Annotated in this window: 18 protein-coding genes; 8 read left to right on the forward strand and 10 right to left on the reverse strand. The window is 56.3% G+C overall.

The features are described from left to right. The first annotated feature begins 258 nt into the window (after nt 1–258). The gene (locus ACOOFE_RS16810; RefSeq protein ID WP_420411109.1) at nt 259–1,674 is read left to right on the forward strand and encodes a diguanylate cyclase domain-containing protein; all 1,416 of its coding nucleotides are present in this window, start codon (nt 259–261) and stop codon (nt 1,672–1,674) included. Nucleotides 1,675–1,701: 27 nt separating this feature from the next. Here ACOOFE_RS16810 and ACOOFE_RS16815 read toward each other — a convergent pair whose 3' ends face one another. Continuing rightward, nucleotides 1,702–2,901, reverse strand: a complete 1,200-nt coding sequence (locus tag ACOOFE_RS16815) for a lytic murein transglycosylase (RefSeq protein WP_420411110.1) — start codon at nt 2,899–2,901, stop codon at nt 1,702–1,704. A 77-nt stretch (nt 2,902–2,978) separates the two neighbouring features. On the opposite strand from ACOOFE_RS16815, the gene ACOOFE_RS16820 reads away from it, so the two are divergent. After that, on the forward strand, nt 2,979–3,179 hold the full coding sequence (locus tag ACOOFE_RS16820) for a hypothetical protein (RefSeq protein WP_420411111.1): 201 nt from the start codon (nt 2,979–2,981) through the stop codon (nt 3,177–3,179). Next, the gene (locus tag ACOOFE_RS16825) at nt 3,142–3,549 is read left to right on the forward strand and encodes a VOC family protein (RefSeq protein ID WP_420411112.1); all 408 of its coding nucleotides are present in this window, start codon (nt 3,142–3,144) and stop codon (nt 3,547–3,549) included. Before ACOOFE_RS16820 ends, ACOOFE_RS16825 begins: the two co-directional genes overlap by 38 nt. A gap of 384 nt (nt 3,550–3,933) precedes the next feature. Here the strand turns inward: ACOOFE_RS16825 and phnE (ACOOFE_RS16830) are convergent, their stop codons facing one another. The 4 genes from phnE (ACOOFE_RS16830) to phnC form a co-directional block, all read right to left on the reverse strand. Next, nucleotides 3,934–5,268 carry a phosphonate ABC transporter, permease protein PhnE gene (gene phnE / locus ACOOFE_RS16830; protein ID WP_420411113.1) on the reverse strand — a complete coding sequence of 445 codons (1,335 nt, stop codon included), beginning with the start codon at nt 5,266–5,268 and terminating at the stop codon, nt 3,934–3,936. Between the two features lie 11 nt (nt 5,269–5,279). After that, nucleotides 5,280–6,128, reverse strand: a complete 849-nt coding sequence (phnE, locus tag ACOOFE_RS16835) for a phosphonate ABC transporter, permease protein PhnE (protein WP_420411114.1) — start codon at nt 6,126–6,128, stop codon at nt 5,280–5,282. Between the two features lie 247 nt (nt 6,129–6,375). Then, the gene (phnD, locus tag ACOOFE_RS16840) at nt 6,376–7,293 is read right to left on the reverse strand and encodes a phosphonate ABC transporter substrate-binding protein (RefSeq protein ID WP_420411115.1); all 918 of its coding nucleotides are present in this window, start codon (nt 7,291–7,293) and stop codon (nt 6,376–6,378) included. 56 nt (nt 7,294–7,349) lie between these two features. After that, nucleotides 7,350–8,183 (reverse strand): phosphonate ABC transporter ATP-binding protein, encoded by an 834-nt coding sequence (phnC, locus tag ACOOFE_RS16845; protein WP_420411116.1) that lies wholly within the window; start codon nt 8,181–8,183, stop codon nt 7,350–7,352. Nucleotides 8,184–8,567: 384 nt separating this feature from the next. Between phnC and ACOOFE_RS16850 the strand changes: the two genes are divergently transcribed. The 4 genes from ACOOFE_RS16850 to ACOOFE_RS16865 all read left to right on the forward strand — a co-directional run bounded on the left by ACOOFE_RS16850 (nt 8,568) and on the right by ACOOFE_RS16865 (nt 11,552). Beyond that, entirely contained in the window at nt 8,568–9,194 is a 627-nt protein-coding gene (locus ACOOFE_RS16850) for a DapH/DapD/GlmU-related protein (RefSeq protein ID WP_420411117.1), read from the forward strand. A 616-nt stretch (nt 9,195–9,810) separates the two neighbouring features. Continuing rightward, nucleotides 9,811–10,383, forward strand: a complete 573-nt coding sequence (locus ACOOFE_RS16855) for a helix-turn-helix domain-containing protein (protein ID WP_420411118.1) — start codon at nt 9,811–9,813, stop codon at nt 10,381–10,383. Between the two features lie 48 nt (nt 10,384–10,431). Further along, on the forward strand, nt 10,432–11,055 hold the full coding sequence (locus ACOOFE_RS16860) for an HD domain-containing protein (protein ID WP_420411119.1): 624 nt from the start codon (nt 10,432–10,434) through the stop codon (nt 11,053–11,055). 104 nt (nt 11,056–11,159) lie between these two features. Beyond that, a complete protein-coding gene (locus tag ACOOFE_RS16865; protein ID WP_420411120.1) occupies nt 11,160–11,552 on the forward strand; it encodes an STAS/SEC14 domain-containing protein in 393 nt (130 codons plus the stop codon). Here the strand turns inward: ACOOFE_RS16865 and ACOOFE_RS16870 are convergent. After that, complete coding sequence (locus ACOOFE_RS16870) at nt 11,536–12,330, reverse strand: class II glutamine amidotransferase (protein ID WP_420411121.1); 795 nt, start codon at nt 12,328–12,330, stop codon at nt 11,536–11,538. The genes ACOOFE_RS16865 and ACOOFE_RS16870 overlap by 17 nt on opposite strands. A gap of 17 nt (nt 12,331–12,347) precedes the next feature. Next, nucleotides 12,348–13,829: an aminotransferase class V-fold PLP-dependent enzyme gene (locus tag ACOOFE_RS16875; RefSeq protein ID WP_420411122.1), complete on the reverse strand. Its 1,482-nt coding sequence runs from the start codon at nt 13,827–13,829 to the stop codon at nt 12,348–12,350. Nucleotides 13,830–13,933: 104 nt separating this feature from the next. Between ACOOFE_RS16875 and ACOOFE_RS16880 the strand changes: the two genes are divergently transcribed. After that, nucleotides 13,934–14,395, forward strand: a complete 462-nt coding sequence (locus ACOOFE_RS16880; RefSeq protein WP_420411123.1) for an Lrp/AsnC family transcriptional regulator — start codon at nt 13,934–13,936, stop codon at nt 14,393–14,395. A 468-nt stretch (nt 14,396–14,863) separates the two neighbouring features. Here the strand turns inward: ACOOFE_RS16880 and ACOOFE_RS16885 are convergent, their stop codons facing one another. From ACOOFE_RS16885 to ACOOFE_RS16895, 3 genes are all read right to left on the reverse strand, one after another. Next, nucleotides 14,864–15,418, reverse strand: a complete 555-nt coding sequence (locus tag ACOOFE_RS16885) for an imm11 family protein (RefSeq protein WP_420411124.1) — start codon at nt 15,416–15,418, stop codon at nt 14,864–14,866. Between the two features lie 173 nt (nt 15,419–15,591). Next, on the reverse strand, nt 15,592–16,473 hold the full coding sequence (locus ACOOFE_RS16890) for a DUF4261 domain-containing protein (protein WP_420411125.1): 882 nt from the start codon (nt 16,471–16,473) through the stop codon (nt 15,592–15,594). Nucleotides 16,474–17,003: 530 nt separating this feature from the next. Beyond that, complete coding sequence (locus ACOOFE_RS16895) at nt 17,004–19,679, reverse strand: SH3 domain-containing protein (protein ID WP_420411126.1); 2,676 nt, start codon at nt 19,677–19,679, stop codon at nt 17,004–17,006. Nucleotides 19,680–19,735: the final 56 nt, after the last annotated feature.

The following is a 19,735-nucleotide window of genomic DNA, read 5'->3' on the forward strand; positions in this document are numbered from 1 at the left end:
TCCCGGCACCATATCTTCCGTGGGATAGTGTCAGCCAAGCAACACGGGGGACCGAGCCTGGAACCTTTACTGACCAGAACGTGGCGTCTTCGCTGGCGCAACCCGGCTTTTTGCAAAAGGGTTCTGCGCCGGCGGCTTGACGAGCACTCCTCTCAAAATGAGGGGGCGCGGTCGATAGAGTTTAATCTTGCCTGGCTGGAACGATGGAGCGGAAACTTTGATCCTGCCAATGCTTATGCCGATGCAGCATTAAAGTTGATGGACCCAAAAACCGATCCAGAGGGCTGGGTTGAAATGATGACCGTCAAAGCGGTCTGTTCCTACAGTCTGGGAAACCATACCCAGGCCGATGAGACACTCAACGAAGCTTATAACATTTTAGGACCGGCCTCCTACTCCGGTGCAGGCATTGAAGTCTTGTCCATTCTGGCAATTTTGGCCAGATACTCTGAAACTTATGACAAAGCTTATGAGTATTTGGATCAAGCCATGCGGATCGCCGAAGATCCGCGGTTCCATTTTGAACCGGCCCGCATCCTGCAAGTAAAATCTCGCGCGGATCTTGATTCTGGTGATATTTCGGCGGCTTTAACATCGGCCCAAGAGTGCATTATTCAATGCATAGAACACCGTAATCGGCTGGTGCTCCCCTACGCCTATGAAGTTTTTTGCGCAGCCCTTGTGGCAAGCGGCGAATTTGAAGAAGCCCGATTCAATGCGGAAAAAGGAATAGCAGCGGCTGTCTTTACTGAAGACACCCGCGTTACATGCCAGCTGCATTATGAAATCGGCAAAAGTTACCTAAAAGAACACAAACCAGATCTGGCGATTGCAGCTTTCAATACCGGCCTCTCACAGGCCAAGGCGGTTGATTACCATCTTTGGATCCGGAACTTTCATTTGCAGCTGTCACGCACACATGAACTCAACGGCGCCTACAAAGAAGCATTGGATCACCTCAAGATTTATACCGATATGCAGGCCGAGCAGTTTAACAGGGAAGCCCAGAGACAAAGCAACGAATTGCGCAGCCAGCTTGAGCTGCAGCTTGCCCGCCGGAGCGCAACTTACGAACGGCAGCTAAGGGATCAGAGCCAGACCCTGAATAAAGAACTTGTGCATGCCAATTCCGCCCTTCGGGATCTTAACGAACAAATGCAATTCAATTCATTGCATGACGCACTCACAGGTGTTGGCAACCGCCGTATGATGCAACGTTTTTTCCGCGAAACAGTCTATTCAGATACACCTGCAACAGCGGTTGGCGCGCTCCTGATCGATCTGGACGGCTTCAAAAAGGTCAATGACGACTTTGGTCATGACATCGGAGATGAAGTGATCGTCGCAATCAGCACCCGATTGCAGAACTTGGTCCGTGAGGGAGAACTCTTGGCGCGGATGGGCGGCGATGAGTTTTTGATCGCTTCACTGCAACGGACAACACCGTCAAAGCTGCAAGAATTGGCCGAAACTGTAATCCGGGATGTTAACAGGCCTATTCGGACCGGGGAGATCGTCGTGTCAGTAGGCGCAAGTGTCGGTATTTCCGTTTGTCCAGTCGCGGCAGACCTGGAACGGAAACTGCTTACAACTGCCGACGCGGCAATGTATCGGGCCAAGCACGCCGGTAGGAACCAAACGTCCATGCAACCGGTCTCTGATTTTGCGCCCTAGCTGTCCTAATCAGCTAACATCTGCGTCCTACCGCCCACCAAGCGCGTAGTAAACATTCCAGGACGGACGGCCGGTGACTTCCATGCCATATTTGGCTTCGGCGGCACGAATCCCTTTGCGGGTGGCCGGGCCAACTTTGCCGTCCGGGGCTCCAACATTGAAGCCGTTTTTGTTCAAGAGTTTTTGCAGCTCCAGACGCTGAGCCCGGGAAAGACCCGGGTTGTTGGTCGGCCAGGGCGTCATGATCGGGTCACCGTCAGATACGAGCTCTGACAGGACCGCAATCGCCAGACCATAGGACGTCGAAGCGTTGTAGGACCGGAGCGCCTTGAAATTTCGAGTGACGAGAAAAGCTGGCCCATTTGCCCCTGCTGGCCGGATCAAGGCTGTATCGGCTTTGCTTTTGAACTTGCTGCCGTCCATGTTCCTCAAGCCGCGCTTGGTCCAGGTTGCCATGGACGCGTATTTTTTTCGGCCGGACGGGCCGGAATAACCCTTTGGCACTTTGACTTCAAAGCCCCAAAGGCGGCTGTTGCGCCAGCCAGCGTTTTTCAAGAAATTCGCGGTGGACGCCAGAGCGTCCGGCACGGAATTGACCAGGTCCTTGCGGCCATCCCCGTCAAAATCGACGGCCAGGCTGTTGTAGGTCGACGGCATGAACTGGGTCTGACCGAAGGCCCCGGCCCAAGACCCATAAAAATCGCTCATCGGCACATCACCGCGTGACGCAATCTTCAAAGTCTTAATCAGTTCGCCGCGGAAATATTTCTGGCGGCGTTTCCCGGCACAAACAAGATTGGCCAGCGCATGCGGGGTATAGAAATCGCCGCGGAATTGGCCGAAGTCACTTTCAATGCCCCACACTGCAAGGACAATATGTTTGTCGACCCCATAACGTTGTTCGACTGCGTTCAAAGTGCGGGCGTGTTTCTTGAGATTTGCTTTGCCGTCCTGAATGCGTTCGGCGTCAACCAGAAACGCCATATAGTCCCAGATCTGGGTCTTGTATTCCGGCTGGGACGTCGAAAACCGGATAACTTTTTCGTCGTACTTGGCACCGGACAGCATCTTATCGGCAACCGCCGGCTTAACTCCTGCTGAAATCGCCTGCTTTTTCAAGGACGCAACACAGCTTTCAATGGCTTGCGCCGACGTCGCAAAACCTGAAACAGCCAATCCTGCGGCAATCGCCGTTGATGAAATCGTCTTGTAAAAACTCTGCCGCATAACCCGTCCCGCCAGCTGCTGAATCACCTTGAGCGAACGCTGGCACGTTACCGCGACGGAAATGGGGCAGAAAATGGATGTTGGAAGATATCAAGCGGAAAGCTGAGCCGGCAGCACGCACCAAGGAGCTGAAACTCAACACTTGGGAATCAGGTGACACGCCTTTCCGCCGCGATATAGTTGTGGCTTTGCGCACCACACCTTCCCTCACCCGTTCTAACAATTCGGAACCTTTCACCCATGACCTCAGCCATCCGATTGCGGCTGGACACGCTTGAAATTCCGGTTAGCGACCTTCAAACCTCCCGGGATTGGTACCAAACCGTTTTTGGTGTCCGGACCAGCTGGTCCGACGCGAACCACTGTCAGTTGGCGGCGGAAGATAACAACGGTCCCGGCGTCAAATTTCTGCTTGTTCAAACTGGATCTGGGCAGTCCCTTGGCTTCAAGAACTCCTCAACGGACGTTGATCACAGTTTCGCAGACATGGAAGTCGACGACTTGGACGGATTTCATGCCACGTTGAAGGACAAGGGCATCGAGGTGCCGGACCTCGAAGCGCCGAAATATGACTGGGCTCCGAAAGGCTTCGCGCTTCAAGATCCGGATGGCAACCGCTTCGGAATTTTCTCTTTCAGGAAAGATTGAAAACGAACTTGTGCTCTACCGGCCCGGCCTTGAGGTATGCAATCGCATTCGGAGATAAATGCGGACGCTGGAAGAGAGGAAGCTCTAACCGCACCTAAGGCGGTCATCCCCGACGCAGCACAGCGGAGATCGGGGATCCACTCGTTTGCGGAACCTTTGCGGGAACCCTCACACTCTGCGGCAAGCGGGATTGCGAGTGGATCCCCGCATGAAGCGGGGATGACCGTTTCGGAAGTTTTGGCCGCCGACGTCCCGGCTGAAATCTCTCGGTCTGGATCCAGCTAATTCGAATTGGGATTGCCCAGCCTGCTGAGGCAAACAGCGATGGACCATGGTACCACACACGCGGCCGGTCCCGGCTCTGGGCCGGGACGGCGCAGATGGTTACTTGCCCTCAATCAGCTTGCGGCGGAGCCAGCTGGAGGTCTGATCCATGATGATGACTACGACGATGGTCATCACGATGATATAGCTGGTGTTTTCCCAGTCGCGGGAGGTCTTCATGGTTTCGACCAACATCAGGCCGATACCGCCAGCGCCCAGCGCTCCGATGACCGTCGCCGAGCGGGTGTTGGATTCCAGATAATAAAGCACCTGGGAGACGAACACGGGCAGGATTTGCGGGATCACACCAAAGCGGTAGCGCTGGATCTGGCTGGCACCGGTCGCCCGCACACCTTCCACCTGCTTGTTGTCGATGTTCTCAAGTGCTTCGGAAAACAGTTTGCCAAGCGAGCCAGTGTCGGTGAAGGCAATCGCCAGGGCACCGGTGAGCGGCCCAAGGCCGAAAGCCCGGATAAAGATCAACGACCAAATCAGCATGTCGATGCCGCGCAGGAAGTCGAACAGGCGGCGGGTGCCGAAGCGAAGGATCATGGACGGCGTAAAGTTGCGCGCCGCCAGAAAGGCGAGAGGCAGACCAAAGAACGCTGCGGTCAGCGTTCCAAGAACGGCCATCATGATCGTTTCAAAGAGCGCAACGAAGATCTCGCCGTGCTGCCAATCCGGATTTTCAAGGAACTCATGCACGATGAACCAGATGTTGGCGGTGTTCGGGTCCAGCCGGTCGGCGCTCAGAGCCAGGGCCCAGAGCTGGCTGAAGGACATGCCGTAAAGCTCGGAATGGAACGGGAACCAGAAGTTCTCCCAGCCGCCGAAGTAATTGTGCACCTCAATCTTGGTCTTTGTGACCTGAACACGACGGTCGAGTGTCGGACGCGCATCCAGTTTCTTGGGGCCAACCTTCAGCCAATTCGGTTGATCACCTTCCGGCAGAACATAATCAACACCGGAGTTTGTCGCCGTCGCAGTGATGAGACCGTACCCGGGAACGGTGAAGTCCATACGCTTGCCGTTGATTTCGACAAGATAGCCCTGACCGAGGTCGACGACAGAGTTCGTCCCGTCGACGCTCACCCACTCGGGAAGGTCTTCTTCGCTGAAAGTCGCCCGGCGTTCGCCCTCAATGGCGACTTCCAGGATGTCCCGGCGCAGGAGCTTGGTGACGTGGATTTTATAGGCAACAGAGTCGGTTGCGAGGATGACTGCACGTTCCGGCTGAGCTTTGGAAAGCAGCTCCGGCACACCAAAGGCGAACCATGTGTAAGCCAGATAAGTGATGATCGCGAGCGGAACGGCAATTGTTACCCAGGCGCGCTTTTTGACCTTTTGCCAAACATCGTTCGGGGTCACAACTGGTTCAAATGTATCGACTGACATATCCCGTCCCCCTAGTGCGCTCGGCCGGATCCGACCAGCTTGCCCCTCAGGTAGGACGAAGTCTGATCGATGATCATGATGGTGATGAAGAGCAGGACGAAGATCGCGGCAGTCTCATCGCCCGCGCCCTTGCCCCAGCCGATAGTCCTGCGCAGTTCTTGGCCAATGCCCCCTGCTCCAACAAAGCCGAGGATCGCGGAAGCCCGAACGTTGATTTCCAAGCGCAGCAGGAAGTAGCTCAAGTAATTCGGGGCGACCTGCGGCATGACCGCAAAGCGGATGCGCTGCAACCAGCTGGCCCCACAGGCAGACAAGCCTTCAATCGGCTTGCGGTCGATGTTCTCATTCACCTCGGAGAAGAGTTTTCCCAGCGCGCCCGCGGTATGAAAAGCAACTGCGATCATTGCCGGAACCGGGCTGGAGCCCAGAACAAAGATCAGGAAGAGCGCGATGATCAGCTCCGGAAAGGCGCGCATGATGTCCATCATGCGGCGCACGACCGGAATAAGCGGACCATAACTGTCAACGTTGCGGGTCGACGCCATCGCCAAAACCACCGCCATGGCGCCACCTAACAGCGTTGCCACACCAGCGATATTGAGGGTTTCCAGCATTGCCGGAATGTATCTGATGATCAGGCCGAAAAACGCCGGTCCCGCCTCCCAGGCTTCCATGACAATTTCGCCCGGATAGTCGAAGAACTTATCCAGCCCTTGCAGGAACCCGCCGGAATTCATCGAGTTCGATTTCGAGTATCCGGAAACCAGAACGGCAACAACCAGCAACAGCCCGATCAGGGAATAAAGCTGGCGGCGTTTTCGAAGCGAGAGGATCTCTGCTTCCAGGGCGGCGACGGCCATGTTTTTGATACCTGTTTTATGGACATGCCCAAACGACACTTTGGGCACGAACTCTTTCAATATCCGAACCTTGTCATCCCTGCGCAGGCAGGGATCCAGTAATCACCGGCGGTCCAGCGATATTAAAACGTACTGTGGCTACTGGATCCCGGCCTTCCGCTCCGCTTCAGCCGGGATGACAAAGGAAGAGTTTTCAAGTTCAAAAAACGCGGGCCGGAAACCGGCCCGCGTCTCACGAAAAGAACGCTTAGTTCTTGTTCTTTGCCTTACGCGCTTCAACGATGTTGATGTAAGCTTCGTGGGTGATCGGCATGAAGCCTTTGGTTTCACCGGCAGCAACGCCATAGGCGCACTCAGGGTCCATGGAGTTCAGGGACGCCATCAGAGCTGTCATCTTGATCTTGACGTCTTCCGGCAGCTTCTTGGACAGAACGATCGGGCCTTCCGGGATCACCGGCGAGCGCCAGATTTCACGCAACTCGGTCATGTCAACCAGACCAGCGTCGGACGCTTTACGCAGAGCGCCGGAGTTGTAGCCGTCTTCCCACTCGCCAAGGCCGTCCGCCCAGGTTACGCCGGCGTCGATGTCGCCGTTGGATACAGCAACGATGGTCTGCTCGTGGCCACCAGTGAATTTCACGTCGCCGAAGTAGTCGCCCGGCTCCATCGAATAGCCTTCCTGCGGGATGGCGATGGACGGGATCAGGTAACCGGATGTGGAGTTCGGGTCACCAAAACCGAAAACCTTGCCCTTCATGTCGGCCAGCGAGTTGATTTCGGCATCGTTGCGGGCAAAACCGATGGAGAAATAGCCGTAGCCACCGTCAACGTTGACCTTCACCAGAACCGGATCAACGGCTTCCGGATCGGTGATGAAAACTTTTGCGTAGCCGGATGCACCGAGCCAAGCCATGTCGAGGTTGCCGCCGAGCAGGCCTTCGATCACACCGTTGTAATCAGCCGGAGCGAAGAGCTTGACCGGAACACCGAGCAGATCAGCGGTCTTTTCTTCAAGACAGGTGTAAGCACGCAGGCGGTCGGAAGCGTTTTCGCCGCCGAGGATGCCGATACGGAATTCGGAGATTTCTTCAGCAACAGCAGCTGTTGCGTTCAGAGCGATCATGCTGACTGCAGCAAGCGCAGCAACTTTGGAAACCAGTTTCATTTGGGACATTCCCCTAAGAGTTCACTGTTGATGACGATTGACTTGGAAGCTGGCGGTTAAACCGCAGCTGCCGCCGGAGCCATCACACCGGCGGGTTCTGTTGCGCCGGTTTGACCGGCATCGATGGCGGTTGATGTTGCCGCCTCGTTGAAGCTTTCATCTGCGCCATAAATCTCGCGGGCGACATCTGTGGTTAGTGCCTCTGGCACCCCATCAAAGACGATGAAGCCGTCACGCATGCCGATCACGCGGTCGCAATAGCTGCGGGCCGTGTCGAGCGTGTGCAGATTGCAGATGACGATCTTGTTGTCGCGTTCGTGGATTTCGCGCAGGGCATCCATGACGATCTTGGCGTTCATCGGATCGAGCGAGGCAATTGGCTCGTCCGCCAGGATCATGTGCGGGTCCTGCATCAGCGCTCGCGCAATCGCAACGCGTTGCTGCTGGCCACCGGAGAGTTCCTCGGCCCGTTTGGTCGCTTCCTGGGCAATTCCAAGACGGTCGAGCGCGGAAAGCGCGCTGTTGACATCGTCCTGATCAAAGATGTTGAAGAGGCTTTTAAACGTGCCATGGCCATTCAGGCGGCCGAGCATGACATTGGTCACCACATCCAGGCGTGGAACCAGATTGAACTGCTGAAACACCATGGCGCAGTCGCGCTGCCAGCGGCGCATCATACCGCCCTTCAGGCTCAGAATATCCCGGTCGTTGAACAGGATCTGACCCGACGTTGCTGGCGTCAGCCGGTTGATCATTCTGAGAAGGGTCGACTTGCCCGCACCTGACCGGCCGATGATGCCAACCATCTGCGGTTTGTCGATGTTGAAGGAGACCTTATTGACCGCAGTCCGGGACCCGAAAGTCTTGGTGACGTTCTGAAAGTGAATCACGCAGCAGCCCTGTCCGTGTTTGTTCGTATTGCTGCCGGACAAGAGCCATCACGCCATTACAGCGAGATGACAGCACCTTGTCAGTCCCTTGAAGAAACAGTGACATTTCAATGACAAAAGCCTGCCGGAACACGCAGGACTCTCGGATCACGCCTGATTTTCCTGCTTCCTCAGAGGGTTCTGCAAAGCTTGGCAATTCTTGATTGCAACAGGAGAACAAAGCCCGAGAAGCGTGTCTCTGCGCTGAAATATTAGTCAGGCGCCTAGCGCTATCTGAAACTGAGGAAAAGTCCAAGAATTCATGGATACGTCATCAAAGCTTCACGCTTCGTGATGTGACCAAGGCTATCCATCTGCGCCTGTCATAAACCAATGGAACAAACCATGTCCGCACCACACCAAAAACCCGACCTTACTGAAGCACCCAATATTCATCCGGATGCAATTGTCCAAAACTGTGAGCTCGGAAAATGGACGGAAGTCGGTGCGCTGACCGAGATGCGCGAAAGCCAGATGGACGATTACTCCTACATCGTTCAGGAAGGTGATGTGGTCTGGTCAACCATCGGCAAGTTTTGCTCGATTGCCCGGCGGGTGCGTCTCAATCCCGGCAACCATGCCACCTGGCGCGCGTCCCAGCATCATTTCACCTACCGTGCCGCCGCTTACGGGCTCGGCGACGACGACCAGGACTTCTTCCAGTGGCGCAAAGACGACTGGGTCACCATTGGCCACGATGTCTGGATCGGCCACAATGTGACGGTGCTGGCCGGGGTCACAATCGGGACCGGGGCAATCGTTGCCGCAGGCGCGGTCGTGTCGAAGGACGTTCCGCCCTACACAATCGTCGGCGGCGTTCCGGCGAAATCGATCAAGCGCCGGTTCACAGAAAAACAGGAAGACGCGCTTTTAGAAATCGCCTGGTGGGACTGGAGCCACGACCAGCTCAAAGAGCGGTTTCCCGATTTCCGCGACCTGCCGATTGATGGTTTTATAGAGAAGTATCGCTGACCTATTATTTTGCAGGCAAATGAAATCTCAACTTGCATTGCAATTCACTAAGGGAAAACAGCCACCTAGAAAGCGCCGTTTTCCGCGTGTTTTGGACACTCTTTTGAACTTTCCCCGGAAGTCACATTGGTTAACAGGGGCGATTCGACAGCGGCAAAAACCTGTGGTGAACTCACTTTCAACAGCACGGCACCAGCCGGTTCCGGACCGCCAACCAGAACCTTCGGTCGTTGCCATCGCTGTCTGGGCACAGTCCCAAGAGGCCGATTTATCGGCTTTCGCGGACCGGCTGTGAGGCACCCAGAATGCGCTAGATGCGGAGCGCTCCGCAACCAGCGCCCCGGCACTCTGACGAGCAGCGGGTTATCTGTATTGTTGGCGCAGGCTTTCAAACCTTCCGGGGTTTTGATGGTTTGCAGGCGGAGGTTTTCATCCGATTACCATCGTCGCGTTGAGATCAAGATGAACCTTTGGTGCGGCTCCGGCAGCTCCATAAGTTCGGAAAACTTGACCTGAACAGGGGGGTGTTAGTGGAAACTAACACCCTTTCTGTTTTTTTAAGGAACCTCATCGAATGGCACTCCCCCTCTTCGCGGTTTCAAGCTAACTTTTGTAAATGAGTGCCGTAACCCTTCCCCTTGCCAAAAACCTTGGCCCCTCCTTGCGCCGCTGGCGGGTGATCAACCGCGTCAAACAGCAGGCACTGGCAGAGGAACTGAAGGTTTCGCAGTCGAAAATATCCCGGTGGGAGAGCGGGACTTTCGAGCAGGAAGGCCCAGAGTTGCGCAGGCTTTTGAACTTGCTCGTAGCCCGGCCCGAAACGGCTGCAGACCGGGCGCTGCAGGCTCTGGTCATGCAGTCGTCTCACCCGGTGCATCTGGTTTGTGATCTGACCCACCGGCTGCTGGCAGCGTCCCCAAAAAGAACACGCGACTGGCACATACCGCTGTCTGACTTGATGGATAAGCCCCTCTGGCGTTTTGCCTCTGACGGTATCCGGAGCGCAGAAGACACTCTTGGCGACAACGGCTGGTACGAGCCGCTCGGCCCGGACATTGTCTTTGACACCGAACGGGCCGATTTTGCTGAAATGACCATTCCCCAAAGCCGGATCCGGATTACCCGTTTGCCGTTGTCAGACGGCCGGTTTGTGCGCCTGGTACGCGACGATCCGTCTACTGCTGCATAAATTATTCAAGCCCTCGTAGGACCTATCCTGCTGCGGTAGTCTCGGATCATGACAAATGACACAACAAACACCCCTGCTACGGCCATAGACAACACCCGGTTGGCTGGTCTGCTTGCTTTCTTGCAAGAAGCTGAGCGGCTTAAAGACACCTTGAGATCCGGCACCACCCGGCAGAACCGGCCAGAAAGCACTGCCGAGCACAGTTGGCGCCTCTGCCTGATGGTTCTGCTGTTTGAACGCGAGCTTGCCGGCATCGATATGCTGAGGCTCTTGAAGCTGTGCGTGATCCACGATCTGGGTGAGGCGATTTCCGGCGATGTGCCTGCGCCCTTTCAAACTCCGGACGATGACCGCGAAGCCCGCGAACGCCGGGATTTCGTGGACCTTTGTAAACGGCTCCCAGATGATCAGAAGGCTGAGATGTTGGGCCTCTTTGAGGAGTACAACGCGGCGAAAACTCCGGAAGCCAAGCTCGCCAAAGGTTTCGACAAGCTGGAGACCATTCTGCAGCATCATCTGATGCCTAGTGCCGACGCGGAATTTCACACCTTTAATCTCGGCTACGGTTTGGAGCGGACCAACGCCCTGCCCCTCACCCGGCAGATCCGCGAGATCGTGGATCAGGAAACCCGCCAGATCATCGACCAGCGAAGGCAGGAAAAAGCTGATTGAGAGACGAGGCGTATCGCCTAAGCACAAACCCGCATCTGGTAAGCAATTTCTTGAACCTTCCCCTGACAGCCGCCACATTTTATAGCGCCTAACAAGAACCACAGGTGGACGAGCAGATGTACAAGATCCTGCCGCGCAGTGACGGCGCCATACTGGGAGTAGAGGTCTCCGGGACAGTCACGATCGAAGAAGAAAAAGAACTCATCGCCAAAGCCAACGAACTGGTGTCCAAATACGGCAAAGCCAGTTTTCTGGTCGTTCTTGGCGATCACGTCGGCGTTTCATTTGAGGCTGCTACGGCCGACATAAAGTGGATCTTGACGCATATGAACAAGATCGCCCGGCTCGCAATCGTTACAGACAGCAAACTCCTGGCAGCGTTGGTCGACATTGATGCAACCTTCGCCAAACTGGCCGGCATCAGCGAAAAACACTTCGACAGTAACGAACTTGATCAGGCCTGGGAGTGGATCGAAGAGACTATGCCGACGCCGTAAGCAGCTCTTCATCGCTCAAGAAAGCGCATTGCTCAATCTTGCCATCTGTGACGGCAATCATGTGGCCGTGCGGAACTTCCATCCAGCAGTTACGCGCTTCGTCCAGGGGTTCGGATACCACCATGACGCCGTCGTCGAACTGCCGGTAATAAAGCGTCGGCGGAAAGCGGTCGGAGGCATAACGGGCGGCATAGAGCGTTTGGCCGTTCGACCAGGCAGAGGCAAAGCGCATGTGTGGGGTGGTGCCGGAGTATTTGGAGAGCGCCTCGGCCTCCTGAACGGCCCGGGCCATGGCCGCGCGCGGATGGTGTTTGAGCCCATAGGCGAGTGCGACCAAAAACAGGCTTTCACTGTCCGTGCCGCCCATGCGATCGCTGTAGAGATCATCCGGGATCATATTGTCGAGCCGCCGGCGCACCTTGTCGTAGCCGCCCACCTGACCGTTGTGCATGAAGGTCCAACGGTCATAGGTGAAGGGATGGCAGTTGTCCCGTGTGGTGGCGGTGCCGGTTGACGCGCGCACATGGGCCAGGAAATGTCCAGAGCGGATGTGCTGGGCGATCTGCAACAAGTTCGGATCCGACCAGGCCGGACGCACGTCCTTATAAAGGCAGGGTGTCTCTTTCTCCCCATACCAGGCGACCCCGAAGCCGTCGGCGTTGACTGCGGTCTTGCAAGAAACGGCGTTCCGGCTCTGATCGATCAGAGAATGCTCGGGATCGCAGATCACTTCTTCCAGATATTTTGGAGCGCCGCTCCAGGCAGCCCATCGGCACATGTTTTTCGTTTCTCCTGTCAGGCTGCCTGTTCGGTCGCTTTGAACCGTGCGGTGGTCTCGTCGCAGGTGTAGCCGTTCGCGACAGGATACGGGTTGCGGGCCAATTCATCGACCGCCGCAATGATCTTATCCGCTTTTTCTTCGGTCAAAAGAACCGAGAAATTGAGACGCGTCCAGCCAGGCTTTTTCAGCTCCTCACCAGAAAGAATGCCAGCACGCAAGCTTTCAGATTCTTCTTTGCCGATCTCCAGCAAACGGTGCGCATAAGGACCTGCACAAGCGCAACCGCCGCGCGCCTGAACACCGTAAACATCCGACAGCATCCGGGTCACCAGTTGCTGGTGGATATAACCGCCGTTTTCCAGATCCTTGACCCGGAACGAAAACACCGGCAGCGTTTTCGCCGCGTTTGCGTTCCCAAGGATTTCAATGGCCGGATTGTCTTTCCAGGTTGCCAGCGCGCGCTCCCGCCAGGCAGCATTCAGCATGTCCATCTGATGCTGGCCAATGGCCTCTTTCACAAGAAAGCTGAGCGCTGCCCGGATATCCCCAATCACATTCGGCGTGCCGGCTTCTTCCCGCGTTGCAACCTTTTCCGAATAATCATGTCCCCAAGGCGAGACAAAACGGACCGTTCCACCACCCGGGAACACCGGCGTTTTTCTGCAAACCGCAGCATCGCGGACGATCATGACACCTGACGCTGCCGGCCCGCCGATAAACTTGTGCGGCGAAACAACAACAGCGTCCTTCTCCGTCTCCGTTCCGGCCATCATGTCGACCGGAAGATACGGGCCTGAGCCGGCGCAATCCCAAACATTGAGCGCACCATGACGCTTCAGGATGCGGGTGACTGCAACATCATCCGTGACGATGCCTGTGACATTCGACATCAGCGAAAAGGCGCCAACAGTCAGCCGCCCAGCGGATTTTTCTGAAAGAACCTGCTCCAACTCGTCCAGATCCGGGCCCCCGTCGGCGGCCTCATTGATCTCGATGACCTCCGCGCCACTTTCCCGCCATGGCAAAATGTCGGAGTGATGCTCATAGGGACCCAGGATGACAAGCGGGTTCTCGCCGCGCTCTGCGGCACCGGAAACACCCAGAAGATGGACCAACCGGTTGAGACCGGCGGTCGCGCCAGACCCGCAAAAGACGGTCGAGAACTTGTCGTCCGCATTGCAAACCCGGGAAATCTCGGAACGGGCCGCCTCGCGCATCCGGGTCATGGTCATGCCGCAGTAAGAGGCTTCGGTATGGCTGTTGGCGTAGACCGGCAACACCTCTTCCATGACAAACTCTTCGATCTGGCGCAGCGCCCGGCCGGAGGCAACGTAATCGGCATAGATCAGTGTTTTGGGGCCAAATGGCCCTTCAATTGTGACCCCGTCTCCGATCAAGCCACTGCGCAAGCGCTCCAACAGCCCTGGGGCGGAAAGCATGGCTTTGAACTGATCAAGCGCAGTTCCGGTCAATTGGGTTACGTTTGTGTGGGTCATAATCCGCTCCAAATCCTGATATTTGGATCATACGACCAACAACACTTGGATTTCCTCACATATTTTGATTGTTTATGGCTCCATATTGTGTCAAATGATCCAATATGGACAAAAAATTCGATCATATTGACCGCGCGCTTCTCAGAGCACTGCAACGTGACGCCAGAATGTCGCAGCGGGACCTGGCGGATCAGGTCGGCCTGTCCCAAAATGCGTGCTGGCGGCGATTGAAGACGCTCTATGAAAGCGGATTGATAGAAGGTCACACAATTCGGCTGGATCCAGCCAAGATCGGTCTGAACCTGACCGTCTTTGTCATGATCCGCACCCGCCACCATTCAAAGGAGTGGCTGGAGACCTTCCGTGGCGAAGTCACCAAAATCCCGAATGTGATTGATTTTTACCGGCTGGCCGGGGATTACGACTACATGCTGAAGGTCGTGGCTGAAGATATGAATGCTTTCGATCAGATCTACCAGCGCCTGATCGACAAGGTCGATCTCGACACGGTCACCTCCTACATGACCATGGAAGCCATCGCTGACGCCCGGAACTTGCCGATTTGACGCTGTGAGGCAAAAGTTGCTCAAATTCTTCCGTCACTACCCGGCTTGAAGAGCCTGCTCCCGTTCCGAAGTGTCACCCCGGACGCAGCGAAGCGAAGATCCGGGGCCCACTCTTTTCCAGAGCCTTTGCCGGAAGACCCATTGTCTGTTGCAAGCGGCACGGCGAGTAGGCCCCGGCTCGGCGCTCCGCTTGGCCGAAGTGACGGTCCATTATTGCGGGCAAGGCTTCTCCTCCCACGACGTCATCCTCGGGCTTGACCCGAGGATCCATTCCGTTGCGTCTCCAAACAGCACGGCCCTGTTTGCGGCTCCGTCACGGCATGGATTACCTCCCCGATCATGTCGGTGACAGGCTCTTCAAGCCGGGCAATGACGACGGTACGTGTGGCAGAGGCTTGCCATCCCCATAGCCGTCATCAAAACAGTGAGTTGATAACTGTCTGAGAGGATGACCATGTCTGTACTGATCTAAAGTTCCAATCGACCGCGCTCTTTGAGAATTTGTGCCCGTTTCCAGGACCGGTGACCTTCATGAAGACCGTGCTCGGCCTCCCAATCGAGGATCGGCTGGATGTTGTCGACAGGCGTCCAGACAACTTCCCCTTCGGCGCAGTGTTTTTGATCGAGAAACCGGATCTTGCGTTTCTTCAGTTCTTTTTGAAACGCATCCGAACAGAAGACGCCGCCTGAACTGATTGGCTGCAAATAGAGACCTTGCCAGAGATGACGGCCGCCGATCGCTGGACGGCTTAAGACCATGTCATGCTCGAAAGTTAAGATGTCTAAGAAGCTCTGCCCTGACGGCTCATCAATTTCCCATTGCAAACCGCTTTCTTTGACGAGGACCGTATCGACCGAAACCATGCAGTTAAAAACATAGTGGTTTTCGGTGAGCGGGTCCCCGGCCTCATTGCGGAGCTCAATGGGTATAAACTGGTGCACCCCGGGCTCGAACTCTTCAACCAGATCCTTGAACCGCTGATTGACAGCATTGCAGCCAGGCATCGGAAAGACATCCGGCACTCGTTTGTCTCTCTCTTGATACGCGCTCTTGGGAATCGCTTGAGGATCTACCCAGAATCCCGAACTGAATCCAAATGCTTTGCTGCCGAACTTTCTGCATTCTTCTTCGTCATCCCAAGTAAAGTAGGGAACTGCATGTCGTTGGTAATCTACCAGTTCCAAAAAATATGCCATCAGCTCCTCCCGCGCTTGCCGAAAATCGGACGTTTGGATTTCGGCGAAGGCGGCGCGGCATAAGGCGTGCCGCCGAGGCCCGGAAGCGGTGCCGGTTGCGGCGGGTTGCCTTCCGCTGACAGCTCAAGCACCCGGCCTTCATACTGTGCACCACGATCCTTGAAGCGGACACGGATCGTTTCCGTTTCACTTTGGCCAAGCGTGTCACCGTCTTTCAGCACCGCGCCATTGACCAGCAGATAGCGCACGACGCCGAACAGCTTGCCCGCAATATCGGCCGGTTGTAGCGGAGCCGGTGAAAATTCAATCTCCATTCCGAAGAACGCCCGCGCGCCTTCCGTTACGGCTCCGATCTTGCCATCGGCGCTCTTTTGCCAATAAAGCAACACCCAATCTTCGACCGGCAGGTTCTTGGCAAGAATGGTTTGCGCCGCCTGCCGCCAGCCATCTGGGGCAATCATCATCTGGCCTGTCGACCAGTAAACGCCGATACCACTCGCCTCATCCAGAACGGCAGCGGCTGCGAATGTTGTCATGATGGCAAAATGCAGCGCCTGCTCATGATCGTTCGGCAGATCCAGGCAGCCCAAAATCGCATGCGCGGTATGGACCGCGACCGCTTCTTTGGCACCCGGCCAGGCAATGGACGATTGCGCTGCGCCTTCCAGCGTTCCAGTTGGCACAGGCCCTGCCTTGGCGATGAGGCTGATCTTAACTCCGCCCACCTCCAAAATCGCTGGAATATCGCCTTCCGCTTCCTGCAAAACGGAAACGGAAGCGCCAATTGGCGCGACAAGACCCTGTATCCGCTCCGCGATTACGGCGGCGCTCAAATCTTGCGCAGATTTTAGAAGAACGAGACTGAAAAACCGTTCTGACATGTCATGACCTTTCGAAGCCGGGACGTTTTGGTCTTGCCGGTGCAATGACCTGGCCACAGCGGCGCTAAAACGCCCGAGCCGCTATCAGACGCTTTCACTTCGGCCCAAGGAGCAAATTTTGTATGAAGACCTTCAATCGATGCACATTCAAGTCAGCACTCAACACAACCTGAACACCGCGCCATACAACTATAGCAACCCATAAAAATCACTTAATGCTTATAAGGTCGGCGGTTGGCCCGCCGGTCCTTATAGCTAGGGTCAGGACCCATTTATTTGGTTGAAATGGTAGGAAGGAATTTGATCGGATACGAGACGCAAATCTGCCGGAAACCCTGCGGTTTCCAAAGTTTTGCAACGACGTTGCCGGGCAAATTCACCCTATCTTGAAAAGACGCAAAAACAGCTTCGATCTGCGGTGTCAAACCGCTCAACCGGGCGGAAGCCCGTTTTTCACGCCTTTCCTTGCAGTTCATCGCCGTTTGCCGCGCCATTCCAAACAAATAAATAGGTCCTGACCCTAACCCCTCTTACCGCCGGCGGCCACCGCCGCGGCCGCCACCACCACGTGCGGCACGGCCACCGCCTCCCCGCTGCGGTCGAGCCTGCTGCGGCCGGGAGCGCTGGACATTGCGCTGACGGTTGACCTGGCGATTGCCTGTGTTGCGGGCCCTTTGATCCCGGTTGAGATGCGCGGGCGCTTGCGGCCGTTGTGCGGGCCGTGTTGCTGGCCGGTTTGCGGGACGTTGCGCAGGCCGGGTCGCAGGCCGGTTGGCCGGGCGGTTGACATTGGGCCGTTGTCCCGCGTTCGGCCGGTTTGCAGGCCGATTGACATTGGGGCGCTGACCGGCATTCGGGCGGTTCGCGGGCCGTTGGCCAGCATTTGGTCTTTGTCCCGCATTCGGACGGTTTTGGATCCGGTCCCGCGCCGGACGGTTGGCAATCGCCGCTCCGGCACCACCAATCGCGGCCCCTGCCCCGATATCCCGCATACGGTCCTGAAGGGCATCGCGCGAAGGTGCGTCCACGCCGTTCCAGCGTCCACCTTCAAACCGCTGCCAGTTTTGGCCGTCGCGGCGATAGACACCGCCGTCCCGGCCGGCAAACACGTCCCCGCGCCTCCCGAGCGTCGCCGCACGGCCTGGACCGCCTTGCTGCTGCCAGCGATTGGCAACGTTTGTGCGCACCTGTCCGGTCCGCGCCCATTGCGGGCCGCCGACAACGCCGCCGCCTGTCCAGGAACCATAGATGCCGCGGGCTCCGCCAACCACAACCCGGTTGCCGGTACGTGGATTGTAGGCGGAGATAAACCCGGCGCTGCCCCGCGGCCCGCTGATGGCGCCACCTCGGATATATCCGCCAGTGCGCGGGTTGTAGATCCCGCCGCCGGCGATGCCGCGGCGCGGACCATAGGCATATCCATAGCGGCCATAAACGCCGCGGATCGGATTGTAAAACGCTCCAATTCCGTAGGTGACGGGCCTTGGGAAATAGATCGGCCGGAAACCGGGCCGGTACCACGGCCGGTAGTACCAGCCGGTACCGTAGACAAAAACGCCCCAGGCCAGGAACCCCGTCAGATACCCCATGGTGTAACCGTACCAGACCGCATTCGGTTCGGTTTCATAAACCCGGACATAGGTGACATTGTAGACCGGCGACGACGGCGGGATTGTGTAGATCTCTTCCGGAACGGCCTTTGCCACCTCAAACGGACCTTCCGGGCTGTCGCCCACAAACCAGACCCCATCCTGCAACACATAGTATTTCGCACCGACCTGGATCACCTGGTCGTTGGTGTTGACCGCATAGGACATTGATGTGCCCTCGATCTGTGAAAACTCCGGATCGCCGGCATAAGCGACATCGGCCTTGATCGAGCCCAATTCTACCCGGGCGGTTGTTGGAATGCTTGCCTTAAGCCGCGCCTGGGAGGCTTCGGATGTACCGGGAATGGAAGAGCGGACGGAGTAGTAAGGCGCGTCTTCCGGAATGTTTAAGAAATCCGATGGCATGTCGGGGGTGGTGAACTCCCAAGGCCCATCGAGCGAAGCTGACTTGAACCAGCGTCCGGACATCAGGATGTACCAGGTCGATGTGGTTTTCAGGAAAAAGACATCGTGATCCGTATTTGACGCCCATTCGAGATCACCGCCGGTAACCGGTTCCAATTTCGGTTCGCCATCAAAAACAATCATCTCGGCTGGTTTGTCGGAGTAGATGACTTTTGGAGCCTTATTGTCAGGAAAGGCCTCAGCCGGGATCGCTTCGCGGGTTTCTTTCCAGTTGTCGTCTTCCGGAAGTTTGCCGATGAGGTCCGGCAACTCGGTCACAACCTCCCAAGTCCCTGCAATTTCCTGAGACTTCAGCCACGACTTTTCATCGCGCAGATAAAATTCTCCACTCTCGTCAACTTTCAAAATGTCCCAGTTGGTGTTGACGACAAAACTGAGGCCTTGATCGCCTTTGACTGGAGCTAGAATAGGCTCGCCTTCGGTTTGCACCAGGATGGCAGGTTCATAAGAAATGAAGATTGGCGGTGCTTCCGAACTCAAGCCCTTCACATCATCCATGCGCTGGTATTCGGCGAGACCGGCCGTGATCCGATCCTCTTTCACGGTCACCGTGCCGGTCGGCATAATCTTGCCGACTTGAATCGACAGATCCGACATGGCTGTGCGGTCAAGCGCCGAGAAATCAAGCCGTGTCACCTTGATCTGACTGACATCCACCTCCCCTTTGGCAGGATCGTTGGTTGTCTCGCCGCTGATACCGATCACGCCGAAGACCGGCGCTGCATCCTTATCCTTAACGTATTCCGCCGCAACCAGGGCATTCAAGGTCTTGAAGTCGGTCCATTCCGTGAATTGCGGTTGATACAAGATCAGGGTCGCTCCGGCATCAGTTTCAAACGCGCGTGGCCAACCGGTCTTGTCTTCAGCTTCTGTCAATTGCAGGTAGTTGCCACTGACAAAGCCGTTCTGGCCGTTGTAAGTGACTGAACACCAGGACCCGGTATCATTGCAGTCCAAAAGCTCAACTGGCGTTCCATTGGGAACGGTGCCCAAAGAGCCAAACCCGGTGCCCGGTCCAGACCGGAAATTCACGTTGGCGGTTGTCACAGCCGGAGCTGCCCAAGCACCATTCACAAAGACGGTCTGCAGTACCAGAGCAGACGACAACAAAACAGAGACCAGCTTGCGCACGGGAAAACCTCCAAGAAAAATCGGATGGCCCAGCTTCTTCCGGCGGGTTTTTTTCA

Source organism: Roseibium sp. (genome assembly GCF_965216085.1).
GTDB lineage: Bacteria > Pseudomonadota > Alphaproteobacteria > Rhizobiales > Stappiaceae > Roseibium.

Excerpts from the sequence above, each read along its gene's own strand:
- ACOOFE_RS16875 (WP_420411122.1), bottom strand. The coding sequence starts at position 13,829 with ATGACCCACACAAACGTAACCCAATTGACCGGAACTGCGCTTGATCAG.
- ACOOFE_RS16870 (WP_420411121.1), bottom strand. The coding sequence starts at position 12,330 with ATGTGCCGATGGGCTGCCTGGAGCGGCGCTCCAAAATATCTGGAAGAA.
- ACOOFE_RS16850 (WP_420411117.1), top strand. The coding sequence starts at position 8,568 with ATGTCCGCACCACACCAAAAACCCGACCTTACTGAAGCACCCAATATT.
- ACOOFE_RS16890 (WP_420411125.1), bottom strand. The coding sequence starts at position 16,473 with ATGTCAGAACGGTTTTTCAGTCTCGTTCTTCTAAAATCTGCGCAAGAT.
- ACOOFE_RS16860 (WP_420411119.1), top strand. The coding sequence starts at position 10,432 with ATGACAAATGACACAACAAACACCCCTGCTACGGCCATAGACAACACC.
- ACOOFE_RS16880 (WP_420411123.1), top strand. The coding sequence starts at position 13,934 with ATGGACAAAAAATTCGATCATATTGACCGCGCGCTTCTCAGAGCACTG.
- phnE (WP_420411114.1), bottom strand. The coding sequence starts at position 6,128 with ATGGCCGTCGCCGCCCTGGAAGCAGAGATCCTCTCGCTTCGAAAACGC.
- ACOOFE_RS16825 (WP_420411112.1), top strand. The coding sequence starts at position 3,142 with ATGACCTCAGCCATCCGATTGCGGCTGGACACGCTTGAAATTCCGGTT.
- ACOOFE_RS16815 (WP_420411110.1), bottom strand. The coding sequence starts at position 2,901 with ATGCGGCAGAGTTTTTACAAGACGATTTCATCAACGGCGATTGCCGCA.
- phnE (WP_420411113.1), bottom strand. The coding sequence starts at position 5,268 with ATGTCAGTCGATACATTTGAACCAGTTGTGACCCCGAACGATGTTTGG.
- ACOOFE_RS16810 (WP_420411109.1), top strand. The coding sequence starts at position 259 with ATGGACCCAAAAACCGATCCAGAGGGCTGGGTTGAAATGATGACCGTC.
- ACOOFE_RS16855 (WP_420411118.1), top strand. The coding sequence starts at position 9,811 with ATGAGTGCCGTAACCCTTCCCCTTGCCAAAAACCTTGGCCCCTCCTTG.
- ACOOFE_RS16820 (WP_420411111.1), top strand. The coding sequence starts at position 2,979 with ATGTTGGAAGATATCAAGCGGAAAGCTGAGCCGGCAGCACGCACCAAG.
- phnD (WP_420411115.1), bottom strand. The coding sequence starts at position 7,293 with ATGAAACTGGTTTCCAAAGTTGCTGCGCTTGCTGCAGTCAGCATGATC.